This window comes from Microcystis aeruginosa NIES-2549 (assembly GCF_000981785.2).
In the GTDB taxonomy this organism is placed as follows: domain Bacteria; phylum Cyanobacteriota; class Cyanobacteriia; order Cyanobacteriales; family Microcystaceae; genus Microcystis; species Microcystis aeruginosa_C.
This window is the reverse complement of the sequence record NZ_CP011304.1, coordinates 2,263,605-2,281,297: the sequence shown is the minus strand read 5'-3', so window position 1 is coordinate 2,281,297 and position 17,693 is coordinate 2,263,605. Positions and strand designations below refer to the sequence as shown.

Sequence of the window (17,693 nt, the reverse complement as noted above, 5' to 3'; positions counted from 1 at the left end):
TTTCAGCAGACCCTAGATATTTTCTATGTCCAGCTAACCACTGAACCTTCCGATAGCAAAACCCAACCGATTGCTATTGGTATTGACCGGGGTAAATTATTCTCTGGAATTGGCGTTCAATCCTCCCTTTTTACTCTTTGGAAGGCTCACTTAGAACTTCCTTTTAAGCGAGTAAGAGAGCGCGTAGACAATCGCTGCTTAATGCGAAGAGGACGTAGAAAAAGACGGATTAACCGCCAACTTCCCCTTAATCTAAGAGCGCATCGACAAAAACGATTTTCAAATAGAAGACAAGGAAAATTAGCTCCCTCAATCAGAGCTAATCGTCAACGTCGAGCGAAGTCGAGACGTTTCTGAACTAACCAAAATCTATCCAATTACTGACATTTACTTTGAGTATGTCAAAACCGATATTGATCTAACTTCCAGTAGAAAAGGAGCTAAGTCTGGAAAAGGTTTCTCGCCAGTTATGGTCGGAGAGAAATGGGCGATTGAGCAACTATCTCAATTGGCAACAGTCCATACTCGCTTTGGTTGGCAAACCTCTAATCTCAGAAAATATTTGCGACTAGAAAAGTCCAAAAATAAAGCAGAACAATCACCAGAAAGTCATGCTAACGATGGCATTGCTAAGAGGGAGGGAGCATCTCACCTTTGTAACCCCTAAATCAGGTTTTTATGTCAAGCTATTTTGAAAGCCTTGCTAGAAACCAGTTTTATGGATAAATATAATTACTCACTTGCATAAATGAGATACTCCCAAAGAGGGATATTTATGAAGTGGAATCTGATCTGCGGAATGTTAGATATAATCTAATTATGTACTAAAAACAGGAAATTCATGACAAATATTCACTCGATCATCGGTATATTCCCCTCCAATAAAGAAGCAGACATAGTTGTAAGGTGGTAAACGACGTAAATGTGGCTCTACCACAAGACATGGGTTCCGTAAAGGAGATTTAATTTCTTCTCCCAAAGGAATTGGTTATGTGAGTGGAGATACCGAAAAACAGCTATCTGTAAGCGATGCCAATGGTCAACGATTGGGACAGATAACTGTTAGTAAGATTCAGTTAATTCGTCGTTCTAACGGTTTAATTGTTTCTCGCTAACTTATATAAAGCCGCCCTCCGCTATCGCTAAAGGGCGGGGTTTCAGACCCAGTTTTTCGATGAAAGCCCTGTTACTCTACCCTGAGTTTCCCCAGTCTTTCTGGTCTTACGATCGCTTTATGGAAATCGCGGGACTGAAAGCCACCATTCCACCCCTCGGCATCATTACTGTCGCCGCCCTCCTCCCCCAAAACTGGGAGATTCGATTTTATGATCGCAACGTCAATCCTGAAACAGAAGCCGATTGGGAGTGGTGTGAGTTGGTTATCCTCTCTGCCATGTTAGTCCAGAAGCCAGATTTTCAAGCTCTGATTCAAAAAGCCGTGCAGTTAGGCAAAAAAGTCGCCGTTGGCGGTCCCTACCCCACCTCTGTCCCCCAGGATGCCCTGGATTCTGGAGCGAACTATCTCATTTTGGATGAGGGAGAGTTAACCGTTCCCCTGTTTTTGGAGGCGATCGCTCAAGGTCAAAGCCAGGGAATTTTCCGCTCTGGGGACAAGCCAGACGTGACCCTCAGCCCCATCCCCCGCTTTGACCTACTTCAGCGAGACGATTACTTAATGATGGCAGTGCAGTTCTCTCGCGGCTGTCCTTTTAACTGCGAATTTTGCGACATTATTTCCCTCTACGGGCGCAAACCTCGTACTAAAGAGCCGAGTCAGACTTTAGCAGAATTGCAGACTCTCTACGACCTAGGCTGGCGCGGTTCGTTGTTCATCGTCGATGACAACTTTATTGGCAATCAGCGCAACGTCAAACGCTTTCTCAGAGACTTGATTCCCTGGATGAAGCAGCACGACTATCCCTTCACCTTTATTACTGAAGCCTCGGTCAATTTGGCAGAGGATGATGAATTGTTAAGCCTGATGGCTGAGGCGGGGTTTTATTCTGTCTTTCTGGGGATTGAAACTCCTGACCAAGATAGTCTGCAAGTGACGCGCAAACTGCAAAATACTCGCAATCCACTGGTGGAAGCCTGTCGTAAGATTAATGCAGCCGGTTTGCTAATCTATGCTGGATTTATCTTGGGGTTTGATGGAGAGCGCTCTGGTGCGGGGGAAAGGATTCAAGCCTTTGTGGAAGAAACCAGTATTCCTCAGCCCATGTTAGGAATTCTCCAATCTTTGCCGAATACGGCTCTTTGGCATCGTCTCCAGCAAGAACAGCGTTTAGTTGAGGGTGACAGCATCCATCCGACGGGAGATCAGAATAGCTTGATGAATTTTATCCCCACCCGCCCGATTGCCGAAATTGCCAGAGAGTATGTCGAAGGCTTCTGGACGCTGTACGAACCCAGCCACTATCTCCGACGCTGTTTCCAACAATGTCTCGGTCTGGGTTTGCAGTCAAAACACAAGCAAACCATGCAATTTCCCGTGGGTAAGGGGTTACGGCTAATTACCCAGTTAATCTGGCATCAGGGTATCCGCCGAGGGAACATTCGGGGACAGTTTTGGCGGCAATTATGGACGATTTGGCAAAAAAAGCCCCAAGTTCTCAATCTCTATTTAGGTCTGTGCGCGGCGGGAGAACATTTTTGGGAGTACCGGGCCTTAGCCAGAGAACGGATTACTCAACAACTAGGCTACGATCCCTTAGAAGTTTCTGGTCGTCCCAACCAGAACTGATTCTGACTCGATAGGGAGGATTGGATTGTATGGTCAAGAGATCGCTCCAGGCTTCCCCTTCGGGAATTAAACAGGCTAAACGAGCCTTTGCGCTCAAGGGGTGGACTCAGGAAAATCTAGCAGGGGAAGTGAACTTAAAGACCCGCCAGCCGATTTGGCGGTTTTTCACAGGAAAACCCGTTGATCGCCAGGTTTTCCTGGAAATTTGTTCGATTCTGGATTTGGATTGGCGGGAGATTGCCCTCGCTCCGCCCGCAGAATTTCCTGAACCCGGAGAACTGGCGAAAACTAATATTGATGCTCTGGTGCAAGAGGTGCGAGCGCAACGCCTGGACACCATCCAAAACCAGTGCGGCATCTTGCAGTTACTAGACATCAGCCATCCAGTCAGCATTGATGACATCTATGTGGATGTCAATATTTTGGCGGAAATTGCCAGTCAACAGTGGGTGGAGATTGCCGATTGGCAAAACTTGGGTCCCGCTGAATTCGATCGCGTCGGCTTGGGAGAGGTTGAGCAGAAGCAAATACCCGGAATGCAGGCTGTTGAAACTTACTCAAAGCTTAGAGTTTTGGGCAGGCCGGGGGTTGGCAAAACGACCTTTTTGCAACATCTGGCGATTCAGTGCAACCAAGGCGAGTTTGCGGCGAATCAAGTGCCGATTTTTATCTTATTGAGAGAATTTGCCGAGGAGTCCAGTCCCAGGGGTGAATTTAGCCTGTTCAACTACATCCGTCAGGCATTGCTCACCTCGGGAATTTCCAACCCGTCTGTGCTGGAAACCTTACTGCAAGCGGGCAGAGTCCTGCTGTTGCTCGATGGCATGGATGAAGTTCTCAACCAGGACATTACAGCAGTTCTGAGAGAAATTCGCCAATTCTCAGAAAAGTATCATCGCAATCGATTTGTAGTAACCTGTCGCACCGCTGCCCAAAAACTCCAGATTCGAGGTTTCACTGATGTAGAAATTGCCCCCTTTACCCAGGCACAAATCAGCACCTTCGCGCAAAAGTGGTTTGTGGCACTGAGCAAAACGACTGCTCAAGCGGGGCAGGAGCAGTCGGCTCAGTTTATGGAGAAGTTGGACTTGCCGGAAAACTGGCAATTTCGGCAACTGGTGGTGACACCTCTGTTTCTGCATCTCGCCTGCTGGGTGTTTCAGGGTCAAGGGAAATTTCCGAGCAAGCGGGCTGAGTTTTATAAACAAGGGCTGGATTTGCTGCTGGGTAAATGGGATGAAGCTCGAGGAGTCGAACGCGATCAGGTTTACCGGGGGTTTTTATTGCCCCAAAAATTGAAGCTGTTGAGCCAGCTTGCAGCAGTGACTTTTGAACAGGGGCAGTATTTTTTTGAGCAACGCACGATTGAGCAATACATTGGCGACTATTTGCGGAATTTGCCAGGTGCAACCCTGGAAGCAGAGGAACTCCAACTCGAAAGCGAAGCCATGCTGAAAGCGATCGAGGCACAGCATGGAATCCTCACAGAAAGGGCGCGAGGCATTTTTTCATTTTCTTATCTGGCATTTCAAGAATACTTCACGGCTCGAAAAATAGTTGCCAGCCATAATTTGCAGGCATTAGAACAAGCACTGGGAGGGTTGGTGAGTCACATCACCGATTCCCACTGGCGCGAAGTCTTCTTGTTAACGGCTGCCATGTTGCGAAGTGCAGATGCGCTGGTGCAGTTGATGAAGCAACAAATTGATGCCTTAGTCGCGCAAGACTCCTATCTGCAAGAGTTTTTGAGTTGGGCCAGCCAAAAATCCCAGCAGCTCCCAGACGAAACCAAAGTGGCGACCGCACGCGCATTTTACCTTGCCCTTGCCCAAAGCCCGCATACGGCAGATCGCTTTGCCTTAGCCAGCACGCTCGATCAGGGGATGTTTTTAGATGCGGCGTTGGAGAACTTGCTGGTAGAGTTTGCCATCGACCACAGTCAGGATTTTGCATACGTCAATGCTTGTAGCGAGGCACTCAACAACATTCTGGTGATGGTTCTGGATGCTGGATTTTATAAGTCTTTGCAACAATTGAGAGACCAACTGCCACCTCCGAGTCAAAACCTGGAACGGCTTCAGCACTGGTGGCAGAAAAACTATTCTGCCTGGGTGGAACAGTTGCGGGGTGCGATCGCCAATTATCGCAATATTCATCACCCCTGGCAGTTTACGACTGAGCAACAGCAGCTGCTCCAACGCTACTATGAGGCCAATCAACTCCTGATCGATTGTTTGAATAGTAACTGCGAAATAACAGCCGCAATCCGGCAAGAAATTGAAGCCACGTTGCTGTTACCTCAAAAGGACTTGGAAGATCGGGAATGGCAAGGAGATTAAATTGATAGACCACTCATTTGGATTTTACGGGTTCGCTTTCTTTGGGATCATCCTGGCGCGATACTTTCTCGTGGCTGGGGGAACCTATTTGTTCTTCTATTCGCCCTTGAGTCAGTCCTTTGTCAATCACAACCTGCGGCATTGGTCTCCCTCTTGGCGATCGATTCAACAAGATATCACGCTCTCGGTTCTTTCGGCGGGGGTGTTTGCGCTGGCGGCGGCTTTCATCATAACAGGATACAGTTGGGGCATTACCCGCTTATACAGCCACCCTCAACAGTATGGGCTGTGTTATTTAGGGGTTAGTTATGGCGCTGTGTTGGTTCTCCAGGATGCCTATTTCTATTTCACCCATCGCTTGTTTCACCACCCGTCACTCTTTCGGTGGTTACACCAGGGGCATCATCGCTCGCGCTATCCTACCCCGTGGACTTCGTTTGCCTTTGACCCACTAGAGGCGATCGTTCAGTCTCTCTTCCTGGTCGGCATTGTCTTTGTCCTTCCCCTGCATTTCATCACGTTAATTGCGGCACTCACCACGATGACGATCTGGGCAGTGTTAAATCATCTTGGGATCGATCGCTTGCCTTCCTCATTTCCCCATCATTGGTTGGGTCGGTGGTTTATTGGTCCTGCCCATCATTCCATTCATCATCGCAAGTACACCGTACATTACGGTCTATATTTCACGTTCTGGGACAAACTCCTCGGAACTCAAGACCCCGATTATGAGCAGAAGTTTGATGAGCGTCTGACGGGTAAAGTCGATGGAGTTTAACTCGTGCATCGCCCGTTACATTTTGTGTCGTATTCAAGCAATTCATACAGACTCAATCAATTCATACAGTAAATCAAACAACCACCCGTTACAGTAATGCCAGAAGCAGAATTGTTAGCTCAACTTAGGTAAGCAGTTCTCAAATCCAACAAATTCAATAAGGAGAGCATCATGAGCTTAAAAGATAGAACCGAGGCAACCGCCAAAAATATCGAAGGTAAAGTTCAAGAAGCAGTAGGAGATCTAACTGGCGATCCCAAAGCTCAAGCAGAGGGCAAGGAAAAACAGGCAGAGGCAAAAGTTCGTCACACTATCGAAGATGTGAAAGATGAAGTCAAAAAAATCATTGATTAGTAGGTCGTTTGTCACAGCAACCGCCATTCAGACAAATGATTGAAACCAGGCTTTCATCGGAAGTCTTCCTCAAAAAATGGTTTCTTTCGAGACAGGTGAAACACTAGGACGAGGCGGCGTAAATAAACCCAATATCACCAGATACCTAGCTTCTCAAAGAAGTCGAAGATCTCTCCCTCGGTAAACTTACACCGTCAAAGACTAGAAAAATCTTTCTCGAAAGGGTCTAGACAGTAGTTGTTCATCATCCATATATAATCGATTCATCAATTTTTTTTTTGGATTTAAAATGATGTCACTTCAACAGATTCGTCGCTTTTTTGTCACCATTATTTTAACTATAATGCTGGCAATTACTATAGCTTTTGATTTTGGAACTACAAATAGTTGGGCTGCAACTTTACCCACCCAACCGCAGACTCAAATCGCCAGCATGAATCGAGCCAAGGCAGTTACGAAAAATATTGAAGGCAAAGCTCAAGAAGCGATTGGCAACATGACAGGCGATCCCAAAGATCAGATGATGGGAAAAGCCAAGCAAGTCGAAAGTCAGGCTCGTAACGCAGCAGAAGATATAAAAGACCAGATGAAGTTAAAAGGGAGGGCAAAAGCAGTCACAAAAAACATTGAAGGCAAAGCTCAAGAAGCGATAGGTAAAGCTACTGGCAACCGCCAAGATCAAGTTGCTGGAAAAGCTAAACAAGTCGAAAGCCAAGTTCGCAATGCAGTAGAAGATGTGAAAGATCAGGTTCAAGATATCCTCAATTAAGTATCGATGACTGAATTTCCATCACTTTTCTCTAAATCAAGGGGGGAAATATGTTCGATCTCGTTTGGACTGCCGTTGTTATACTTTTCATCCTCTGGTTGTTAGGATTCTCCGTTAACATTGGCGGCGGCTTAATCCACCTGCTTTTGGTTTTGGTGCTGATTGGCGTTGTCTACAACTTGTTTATGAGGCGACGGTAATTATTCATTCCCACCCCTCTCTTATCTCCCCTGAAAGGGGAGATAAGAGAGGGGTGGTGGCTGGTTGGCTCAACCGAACGGTATTGGGTAGGGGAGGTGTGAACGATCATAATTTAAATTTATGTTGTTGTGCTGTTTAGTTTAACAAGGAGTTTTTGTATGGAATCTACAAAAGAGCGCGGGCAATTAATCATCATTGGTGGAGCAGAAGACAAAGAAGGAGATTGTCAAATCTTGCGAGAGTTTGTTCGCTGTGCTGGCGGGACTAAAGCTAAAATTGCCGTGTTAACGGCGGCAACAAGTGAGCCTCGTTCGGCTGGAGAAGCCTATACCCGAGTGTTTGAGCGACTCGGTGTCGAGGATGTGCGTGTCCTCGATACCATTCACAGGGAAGATGCCGACGATCCAGAAAACCTGAAAATCATTGAGGAAGCCACAGGAGCGTTTTTTACCGGGGGAGATCAAGCCCTAATCATTGAACACATCAAGGGAACTCAGCTAGATACCTTACTTCACCAACGCAATCGGGAGGGAATGGTGGTAGGTGGGACAAGTGCCGGTGCTGCCATAATGCCCGATCTGATGATTATTGAAGGAGACTCCGAAACCAACCCACGCATGGACGCGATAGATATGGGTCCGGGAATGGGATTTCTGCACTCAGTGGTGATCGATCAGCATTTTGCCCAGCGCGGACGGCTAGGTCGCCTGATTTCCGCTCTCTTACAGCAGCCAGCTAACTTAGGCTTTGGCATTGACGAAGATACAGCAGTAATTGTGGACGGTGACGAATTTAAAGTGGTGGGGCGTGGGGCTATAACAGTTGTCGATGAATCAGAAGCAACTTATGATAATTTAGACGAACTGCTCAAAGATGAAGCGATGGCAGTGTGTGGAGTCAGGTTGCACATCTTACCTCAAGGATTCCGCTTTAACTTGAAAACTCGCAAGCCCGTTTTCTCTCGATCAATAGAGTTAAAGGATAGCAATCCTAAAAAGGAGGCAGAAGTTGAAAGGGAGTAGGTCGGAGGGAACAATCAGTGGTGGCTTGTACCCGCCACTGATTGGAGAATTTATTTATAGCGTTTCCTGTTCGCACGAGGTACATTATCGATATTGAAAAGCTTAATCAGCAAAGGTTTAAGTGTGCCACACAGATGTGAGAACTGCTATAAATCAGAAAAATATTGACTCTGAGGTCTAAGAATGAATCACGATCGGGATGATGAAACCAATCTTGAGCGGCGACAAGAACTGCTACATGATGAAGAGGCTTTTCGACTTGATCAAGAAGAGAAACGCCTGCGATCTGCCAGACGAAGTAATACCTTAAATTGGATAATTAATAGCATTTTCGTGCTGGCAGGAATAGTGCAAATACCACTGGTAATGAGGTTCTTGCTGCGTTTGTTTGGTGCGAACCCACAAAATCAATTTGCTCAGTTGATTAATCATCTATCTGCACCTTTCATTGAGCCATTTTCCACCTTATTCATTAGCCCTGCTTCATCTGGTGGAGCAAACATATTTGATGTTAATATTGTGATTGCGATCATAGCCTATGCTCTCTTGAGCTATACTTTGCACGGCTATAACTTGCATTTTTTCCTCAAATCACTCTAGTATTAGATAATGCCCGCTATCAAAAATGTAAAATTGTTGAATAATTGGCTCTTTCTTTGTCAATAGAATTACTCTATCTGCCGTCTTATTGCCTAATCTAAATTTAATTGAAAGCCTGTGGAAATTTGTCAAAAAGAAATGTTTATATGGTAAATATTATGAAAACTTTTCCGACTTTTCTTCAACTATTTATGAATGTCTGAATGATGCCCATCTGAAACATAAAAAAGAACTGGATTCCTTGCTCACTCTAGGATTTCAGAAGTTTAATAAGTAGGTGGGTGGAATTAAATATAAAATGAACGTAGGTTGGGTTGAAGCATGAAACCCAACGCCCGATTATGTTACGCTACCGCTAACCCATCCTACAAATAATTGTGCCTACCTACTTAAATCTCAGATTATGAACGACTAAAGTAGATCAGTCATCAGTCATCAGTCATCAGATGTGAGTTTTCAGTTCACAAGGGCCGAATCTAAAACCTAATTGGTTAAGCTAAAAGCTTTGATGTGCCTAGTTTCTAACCTTCTTTTTAGGTGAGAGAATTGCCAGATTCTTTCTTTTGCCTCTTGCATGAGTGACTCTTGCCTTCAGAACCTGATTACTGTTTACTGTTTACTGACCACTGAAAAAAACTCCCATCAACAGTGTCTCACTGATTACTGTTTACTGTTTACTGATTACTGTTTACTGTTTACTGAAACAACTCCCAACACTTAATATATGAAATGGACAGATAAAGATCAGATAATTATGCAAGGGATCGATCGACCCCTAGGCAAATATTATGCGGCACGATTGAAAGCTCAGGGAACCTGTTTAGTAGCGGGGGTGGCTAGTGGCCACGGTGGTGAGATAATCGCAGAGATACCAGTGTTTGATCTAGTGGCCGAGGCCGTTGCTGAAGCCGGAGAAATCAAGACCAGTTTAATTTTAGTCCCCCCCAATCAAGTCCTAGATGCGGCTTTAGAAGCGATCGCAGCAGCAATTACCCAATTAATTATCGTCACCCCCGGAGTTCCCCCCTTGGATCTGGTGGAATTATTAAAGATAGCTAGTACCACCGGAACATTAATTCTCGGCCCCGGCAGCCAGGGTGTAATTATTCCCAATTATCTTTGGTTGGGTATTTGTGAACCCAGTTTTTATCAATCGGGGACAATCGGTCTGATCACGCGTGGCGATCGCATAGGGGATGAAGTGGCGAAAACTTTAACAGCGGCGGGGTATGGTGAATCTATGGCGGTAAATTTGGGTACTGACGGCATTATTGGCTCCAATTTGTCCCAATGGTTGCAGGTTTTTGAGGAAGATGAAAATACCGAGGCGATTCTCCTCGTCAGTCAGGTGGGAGGAAAGTCCGAAATCGAGGCGGCCAAATATATTGCCTCGGCGATCGAAAAACCAGTGATTGCCTATCTTGTGGGGTTAAATACAGCCATTGAAACCAATTTCGGTGATACAGAAACAATTATTTCTAACCAACTTTCCTACTCTGTTGCCGCTAAGAATACCAGAAAAGATAGCTTACGTCATTTTCAAGAAGCTGGGGTGACAGTGGTGGAAAAATTGGCCGATTTACCCACCTCTTTAGCGAAAGTCTTGTCCTGAATTTGACCCCATTGCTCCAATAATATTTATAATCTGAGAATATTCTGCGAAAATAAGCACCTAACAGGATGTTTCACCCCATCCAGGGGATTTTTGATGACAATTCCTGAGAGCTACTATATCATGGTAGATCACCTGTGATTCCTCAGACCGGCCAAGACAAAGATGGCAACAGGCAAAAATTAGGAAAAATCAGCGACAATCGAAACGGCAAGATCAAAAAAAATTCTATTCTAGATTGACCCTTTCAGCAGACCAACTATCCCACCCTTCTAGACAACGACCCTAAGGATAACTTCTATGGCACAACAAAATAACCTAAAAACCGACAATATACACCAAATCGATCCCTATTGGGGTCCCCGATGGCTCGTAGAGGAACGGGACGCTTGCGGAGTCGGTTTTATTGCCGATGTGCGCGGTTCTGGTAGCCATCAACTGATTGAACAGGCCCTTTTAGCCTTAGGTTGTTTGGAACACCGGGGAGGCTGCAGCGCCGATCAGGATTCCGGGGACGGTTCCGGTATGATGACCGCTATCCCCAGAGATGTCCTCGCTCCTTGGTTCGCCGAAAATGGCTTAAATATGCCAGAATCTGAGCGTCTAGGGGTGGGTATGGTCTTTCTTCCCCAAGCGGACCGGGAACGAGCCGAGGCTAAGGCACACATCGAGGAAATTGTCAATAAATATAATATTAAGATTTTAGGTTGGCGTGCTGTTCCCGTCCATCCCCAAGTCCTCGGAAGACAAGCAAGGGAAAATCAACCCTACGTCGAGCAAATTCTGGTGACTTCCCCCGATTTAGCCGGTTCTCAATTCGATCGCCTACTCTATATTGCCCGTTCTGAAGTCGGTAAGCAACTGGCCGATGATTTCTATTTCTGTTCCTTTTCCTGTCGCACCATTGTCTATAAAGGCATGGTACGGGGCGAAATCCTGCGAGAATTCTATCTAGACCTGCAAAATCCCGCCTATAGCAGTCAATTCGCTATTTATCACCGACGTTTTAGCACCAATACCCAACCCAAATGGCCCCTCGCTCAACCGATGCGCTTATTGGGTCATAACGGCGAAATTAACACCCTTTTGGGCAATATTAACTGGATGTCGGCCCGGGAACCCGCTTTAGAAACCCAAGGTTGGACCCACGAAGAATTACAATCCCTGACCCCCATTGTTAACCCCGCTAACAGCGACTCCTATAACCTCGATAGCGCCCTAGAATTATTGGTGAGAACCGGTCGCAGTCCCCTAGAAGCGGCTATGATCCTAGTGCCGGAGGCCTACAATAATCAGCCGGATTTACAGGATTATCCCGAAATTATCGACTTCTACGAATACTATAGCGGTTTACAGGAACCCTGGGACGGTCCGGCTTTACTGGTATTCAGTGACGGGGGAATCGTCGGCGCTTGTTTGGATCGCAACGGTTTGCGACCGGCCCGTTATAGCATTACTAACAACGGTTATATCGTCGTTTCCTCGGAAGCGGGAACTATTCCCCTCGATGAAACCACCATTATGGAAAAAGGTCGTCTCGGCCCCGGTCAAATGCTCGCAGTGGACCTAGAAAAAGGCGAAATTAAGCGTAATTGGCAGATTAAACAGGAAATTGCCCGAGCTAATCCCTACGGTGAATGGGTGAAATCCCAACGCACCTTGATTGACAAAGAAACAGCGATAGACATTCCCGCTCCTAGTCATCTCCTTCCCCTGCAAACCGCTTTTGGTTATACTGCCGAAGATGTGGATATGATTATCGTTCCCATGGCAGAACAGGGAAAAGAACCGACTTTCTGTATGGGTGATGACACTCCCCTAGCAGTCCTCTCCAGTAAACCCCATCTTCTCTACGATTACTTTAAACAACGTTTTGCCCAAGTTACTAACCCCCCCATCGATCCTTTACGCGAAAGTTTAGTCATGTCCTTGACTATGTATCTGGGACGACGGGGCAATATCCTTAAATTAGGGGTTGATGACGCACATTTACTGAAATTAGACTCTCCCCTGCTCAATAATGCGGAATTAGCCAAAGTTAAAACCTCTAGCTACAAAACAGCCGAACTTTCTACCCTTTATGATCTGACCACCGGACCGGGGGGATTAGAAACCGCGATCGCTAATTTGTGCGCTGAGGCCGCCAAGAAAGTAGAATCGGGAGCAGAAATTTTAATTCTCAGTGACAGAACTGCTCCTATTGACGAAAAAACTAGCTATATTCCCCCCTTATTAGCTGTTGGTGCCGTCCATCATCACCTGATTCGCTCACACTTGCGTTTAAAAGCTTCGATCGTGATCGACACGGCCCAGTGTTGGAGTACCCATCACTTCGCTTGTCTAATTGGTTATGGCGCTTCCGCAGTTTGTCCCTATCTGGCCCTAGAAACGATCGCCCAGTGGTGGATCGAGCCAAAAACCCAGAAATTGATGGAAAACGGCAAATTAGAAGCTATTAGCCTCGAAAAAGCCCTAATTAACTACCGCAAATCCGTAGAAGCAGGATTACTGAAAATCCTCTCGAAAATGGGTATTTCTCTCCTATCTTCCTACCATGGGGCGCAAATTTTCGAGGCGATCGGTCTGTCGGCAGATTTAGTTAAACTAGCTTTTAACGGTACTACCAGTCGCGTCGGGGGTTTAAGCATTGCTGAGGTGGCCCAAGAAGCGATCGCATTCCACAGTAAAGCTTTCCCCAATCTTACCGCTAAAAAACTAGAAAACTACGGTTTTGTCAACTACCGTCCGGGGGGAGAATACCACATGAATTCCCCGGAAATGGCGAAAGCACTCCATAAAGCCGTGGCCGCTCACTCCCAAGGGGAAGGATATGACCATTACGAAACCTATCGTCAAATCTTGCAGGAAAGACCCGTTACTGCATTGCGCGACTTATTAGAATTTAACAGCGATCGAGCCTCAATTCCCCTCGAAGCAGTAGAATCGATCGAAAGTATCCTGCAACGCTTCTGCACAGGGGGAATGTCCCTCGGTGCCTTGGGCCGGGAAGCACACGAAACCCTAGCGATCGCCATGAATCGCATCGGAGGTAAGTCCAATTCTGGAGAAGGGGGAGAAGATCCGATCCGTTACACCAGCTTAAGCGATGTGGATGCCGAGGGACATTCCGTGACCATGCCCCACCTAAACGGCTTAAAAAACGGTGATACAGCTAATTCTGCCATTAAACAGATAGCTTCGGGACGTTTTGGAGTCACTCCCGAATACTTAATGAGTGGAAAACAGCTAGAGATTAAAATGGCCCAGGGAGCAAAACCGGGAGAAGGAGGTCAATTACCCGGGAAAAAAGTTAGTCCCTATATTGCCATGTTACGGCGATCAAAACCTGGTGTTACCTTGATTTCTCCCCCTCCTCACCACGATATCTACTCGATCGAAGATTTAGCACAATTAATCTACGATTTACACCAAATTAACCCCCGGGCCAAAGTTTCCGTCAAATTAGTGGCCGAGATCGGTATCGGCACAATTGCGGCCGGAGTTGCCAAAGCTAACGCTGATATTATCCAGATTTCTGGCCACGATGGTGGTACAGGTGCATCACCCCTAAGTTCGATCAAACACGCGGGTAGTCCCTGGGAATTGGGAGTAACGGAAGTGCATCGGATGTTAATGGAAAATCAACTGCGTCATCGGGTGATTTTGCGTGCAGATGGGGGACTGAAAACCGGTTGGGATATCCTCATGGCTGCCGTGATGGGTGCGGAGGAATTCGGTTTTGGTTCCATTTCCATGATTGCCGAGGGGTGTATCATGGCCCGCGTCTGTCACACGAATAATTGCCCTGTGGGAGTCGCTACCCAGCAGGAACGTCTCCGCGCTCGTTTTCCAGGAATTCCCGCTCATGTGGTCAATTTCTTTACTTTGGTGGCTGAGGAAACGCGGCAATTATTAGCGAAATTAGGCTATCACAGTTTAAATGAGGTGATTGGCCGAGCAGATCTGTTAAAAGTGCGCTCCGATGCTCGTTTAACTAAGACAGAATCCCTCAATCTTGATTGTTTATTGAATTTACCCGATGGCCGTGGCGATCGCTCTTGGTTGCAGCACGAGGAAGTACATAGTAACGGTGCTGTTCTCGATGACGATATTCTAGCCGATAGCGAGATTAAACAAGCGATCGAGCAACAGGGAACCGTCAGCAAAACCTACAGGATTGTCAATACCGATCGCTCTGTCGGGGCGAGAATTGCGGGGGTAATTGCCCAAAAATACGGGAATGACGGCTTTGAAGGCGAAATTAAGCTCAATTTCCAGGGTGCGGCCGGTCAAAGTTTCGGAGCCTTTAATTTACCCGGTGTCAATCTCCATTTAGAGGGAGAAGCTAACGATTATGTGGGTAAAGGCATCTACGGCGGCGAAATTGTCATCTTACCGCCCCAAAACGCCAATTATCAGCCCGAAGATAACGCTATTATCGGTAATACCTGTCTCTACGGGGCCACCGGTGGGGTGTTATACGCTAATGGTCGCGCTGGTGAACGCTTTGCTGTCCGCAATTCCACCGCGAAAGCGGTTATCGAAGGGGCCGGGGATCACCTCTGTGAATATATGACCGGGGGGGTAATTGTCGTGCTTGGTTCCGTCGGTCGCAACGTCGGCGCCGGGATGACGGGAGGATTAGCTTATATCCTCGATCCGTCCCTACCGGAGAAACTCAACCCCGAAATTGTCAAGATTCAACGGGTTGCCACGGCTGCCGGTGCGGAACAGTTAAAATCTTTAATTGAGGCCCATGTAGAACGCACTAATAGCCCCAAAGGTAAGTTAATTTTAGCTAATTGGGATAGCTATCTCGGTCAATTCTGGCAAGTAGTCCCTCCCTCGGAAGCGGATAGTCCCGAAGCGCAAATTAGCGCGGAGAAAACCTTAACTTCGGTGTAATTTCCTCGGGGTGCGTTACTCTTGGTTAACGCACCCATTGATTAATTTCTTTGATGTCATAATTTGGCAATGACAAACGAAAAACTCAGATTTATCGATCTTTTTGCTGGTATTGGAGGATTTAGATTAGCTTTCGAGAGCGTTGGTTATGACTGTGTATATTCTTGTGAAATAGACGAAAACTGTCGAAAAGTATATTTCAATAATTTTCAAGAAATTCCCGATCAAGATATTAGAAAAATTGCTATCCATGACCTGCCTGATTTTGAAGTGTTGACAGCAGGATTTCCCTGTCAACCCTTTAGCATTTCTGGAAAACGAGCCGGATTTAGAGATACAAGGGGAACTCTATTTTTTCACATCTGCGAAATAGTAGAATTAAAAAAGCCGAAAATAATTCTTCTGGAAAATGTTAAACACCTAATTCACCTCGACAAAGGCAAAAACTTAGATATTATTTTGCATTCTTTGGAAGAACTGGGTTATTTAGTTGATTATAAGCTCTTAAATGCCAAGGATTTTGGTGTGCCGCAAAATCGAGAAAGAATTATTATTATTGCTACCCAAAATAAAAAATTTAATTTCAACTCATTAAAATATACTTCACCAATACCTAAGTTACGCGATTTTCTGTCTCCTCAAGGCAATTTTGAATACTTAGATAAAAAAGAATATACTCTCATTGATAATCCTACCTTACAACCATCAGGATTAATTTTTGTCGGTTATCGCAATAAAACTATCTGGAAAAAAGGTATCAGACCAAATACAGAACATTTATCCCGGGTTCATCATCAACCTAACCGAATTTATTCGATCGATGGAGTACATCCTACTATACCATCTCAGGAAACATCTGGACGTTTTTTTATTTATATACCCGAACAAGATCAGGTGCGTAAATTAACTATACAAGAATGCTATCGACTGATGAAGTTTCCCGATAGTTTTCAAATTCATCCTAACTTAGCTGAGTCTTATAAACAGGTGGGTAATTCGGTTTGTATTCCCATGATTCAAGAGTTGGCTATTGCCATTAAGAAACATATTTTTGAAAACAATTCTAGAGTATCCTTAAAGGAGTTTTCTTTTTCTCGTCAGAATATTCAATTGGAAATTATCGGATTAGATTTTATGAACCATAAAGAAAAGTTATTAGACATTTATGACCAATCCTTAAATTTAGATGATCGGCAACCACTGCTCCCTCAACCCTATCAAAACTATATCCAACAAATTGCTACTAATTGCTCAAAAAAAAAGGGAGTTTATACGGTTTTAATAACTTTATTAGTTCATAAAATTCTCTATCCTAATCAAGATATTAGATACCATCAAACTAATTTACCTGGAGGATTTTCAGGAAGAACTATTGATACTCAGTATATTACTCCCACCTTGAAACAATTGGGATTACCAGCTATGGCAGAAAGTGGCTGGCTAACTCGTTCTTTAGAACAACCCTTTCCCTATACTTTAGATTATCAAGGTAAAATTAGTAATCAAAAAACCAAAGATGCTTTTCTGGGTTTAATTGATTTTATTGAAACTAATCCTCAACAAGCTGAAGTTATTTTAACGCTTTTACTTCATCAAGTTAATCAGATTATCCAGACTCAAAAGATTAAAATTTTGAAGATAGATAATCCTGAACCTTTTGATATCAACACTTTGAGCAGTTGCCTAGAAAATCATTTTAGTTTCAATTATCAAACTCGCGGAGCTTCCAAATTACCTGTTTTAGCACTATATGCAATTTATCAAAGGTTAATTATAGAAGTAGAAAGATACAAATCCTGCACATTAAAACCTCTAGGCAGTCACACAGCTTCTGATCTAACTTCTGGTAGTGCAGGAGATATTGAGATTTTTGATAAAAATAAACAATTAGTAGAAGTTATTGAAATTAAGCATGGTAAGTACATTGATTTACAAATTCTCCGAATTGCCAAAGATAAAATTATTAAATTTAATCCGAGAAGATATTATATCCTATCATCGTTTGATGTTAAACCCACAGAAGTGGAGTTAATCATGTCTGAGATTCAAACTATCAAAAACAACCATGGTTGTCAAATAATCACCAATGGTATTATACCGACAATTAAATATTATCTGAGACTGATATCATCTCCAGAAGAATTTGTCAATAGCTATTCCCATCTAATTGAAATAGATTCGGAATTACAAACTATTCATAAATTAAAATGGAACGAAATTTTATCTAATCTTATTTCTCCAATTGAACAAATCTAAACTAGCGAGCTATACTATGGCCAAAATATACCATCGCTGGTGACAGCCTTTCTTAAGATGAAGTGTAACCTAATTGGGTATCGACGACCGACACCCCACAATCCGTCCCCACGA

At 44.8% G+C, this 17,693-nt stretch carries 11 protein-coding genes and 3 pseudogenes; all 14 read left to right on the top strand.

All coding sequences use genetic code 11. From position 1 onward, the window contains the following. Positions 1-12: 12 nt before the first annotated feature. Positions 13-631, top strand: a pseudogene (locus tag myaer_RS11195) (RRXRR domain-containing protein); the annotation flags it as partial. 274 nt (positions 632-905) lie between these two features. Continuing rightward, positions 906-1,115 (top strand): annotated as a pseudogene (locus myaer_RS11190) (hypothetical protein); the annotation flags it as partial. A 59-nt stretch (positions 1,116-1,174) separates the two neighbouring features. Further along, entirely contained in the window at positions 1,175-2,743 is a 1,569-nt protein-coding gene (locus myaer_RS11185) for a B12-binding domain-containing radical SAM protein (RefSeq protein WP_046662146.1), read from the top strand. A 29-nt stretch (positions 2,744-2,772) separates the two neighbouring features. Then, a complete protein-coding gene (locus myaer_RS11180) occupies positions 2,773-5,082 on the top strand; it encodes an NACHT domain-containing protein (protein ID WP_046662145.1) in 2,310 nt (769 codons plus the stop codon). A gap of 1 nt (position 5,083) precedes the next feature. Beyond that, positions 5,084-5,860, top strand: coding sequence for a sterol desaturase family protein (locus myaer_RS11175; RefSeq protein ID WP_046662144.1), 777 nt, complete (start codon positions 5,084-5,086; stop codon positions 5,858-5,860). A 171-nt stretch (positions 5,861-6,031) separates the two neighbouring features. Further along, positions 6,032-6,214: a CsbD family protein gene (locus tag myaer_RS11170; RefSeq protein ID WP_002752242.1), complete on the top strand. Its 183-nt coding sequence runs from the start codon at positions 6,032-6,034 to the stop codon at positions 6,212-6,214. 292 nt (positions 6,215-6,506) lie between these two features. Continuing rightward, positions 6,507-6,983 (top strand): CsbD family protein, encoded by a 477-nt coding sequence (locus myaer_RS11165; RefSeq protein ID WP_046662143.1) that lies wholly within the window; start codon positions 6,507-6,509, stop codon positions 6,981-6,983. 50 nt (positions 6,984-7,033) lie between these two features. Continuing rightward, a complete protein-coding gene (locus tag myaer_RS11160; RefSeq protein WP_103672709.1) occupies positions 7,034-7,183 on the top strand; it encodes a lmo0937 family membrane protein in 150 nt (49 codons plus the stop codon). A gap of 159 nt (positions 7,184-7,342) precedes the next feature. Continuing rightward, positions 7,343-8,206 carry a cyanophycinase gene (locus myaer_RS11155; protein WP_046662142.1) on the top strand — a complete coding sequence of 288 codons (864 nt, stop codon included), beginning with the start codon at positions 7,343-7,345 and terminating at the stop codon, positions 8,204-8,206. A 183-nt stretch (positions 8,207-8,389) separates the two neighbouring features. Next, on the top strand, positions 8,390-8,806 hold the full coding sequence (locus myaer_RS11150; protein WP_046662141.1) for a YggT family protein: 417 nt from the start codon (positions 8,390-8,392) through the stop codon (positions 8,804-8,806). Continuing rightward, a pseudogene (locus myaer_RS11145) lies at positions 8,797-9,083 on the top strand (transposase); the annotation flags it as partial. The gene myaer_RS11150 and the pseudogene myaer_RS11145, both read left to right, overlap by 10 nt. Before the next feature lie 447 nt (positions 9,084-9,530). Next, positions 9,531-10,418 (top strand): succinate--CoA ligase subunit alpha, encoded by an 888-nt coding sequence (locus myaer_RS11140; RefSeq protein WP_046662140.1) that lies wholly within the window; start codon positions 9,531-9,533, stop codon positions 10,416-10,418. Positions 10,419-10,718: 300 nt separating this feature from the next. Beyond that, the gene (gene gltB, locus myaer_RS11135; protein WP_046662139.1) at positions 10,719-15,323 is read left to right on the top strand and encodes a glutamate synthase large subunit; all 4,605 of its coding nucleotides are present in this window, start codon (positions 10,719-10,721) and stop codon (positions 15,321-15,323) included. Positions 15,324-15,392: 69 nt separating this feature from the next. Then, positions 15,393-17,579 (top strand): DNA cytosine methyltransferase, encoded by a 2,187-nt coding sequence (locus myaer_RS11130; RefSeq protein WP_046662138.1) that lies wholly within the window; start codon positions 15,393-15,395, stop codon positions 17,577-17,579. Positions 17,580-17,693: the final 114 nt, after the last annotated feature.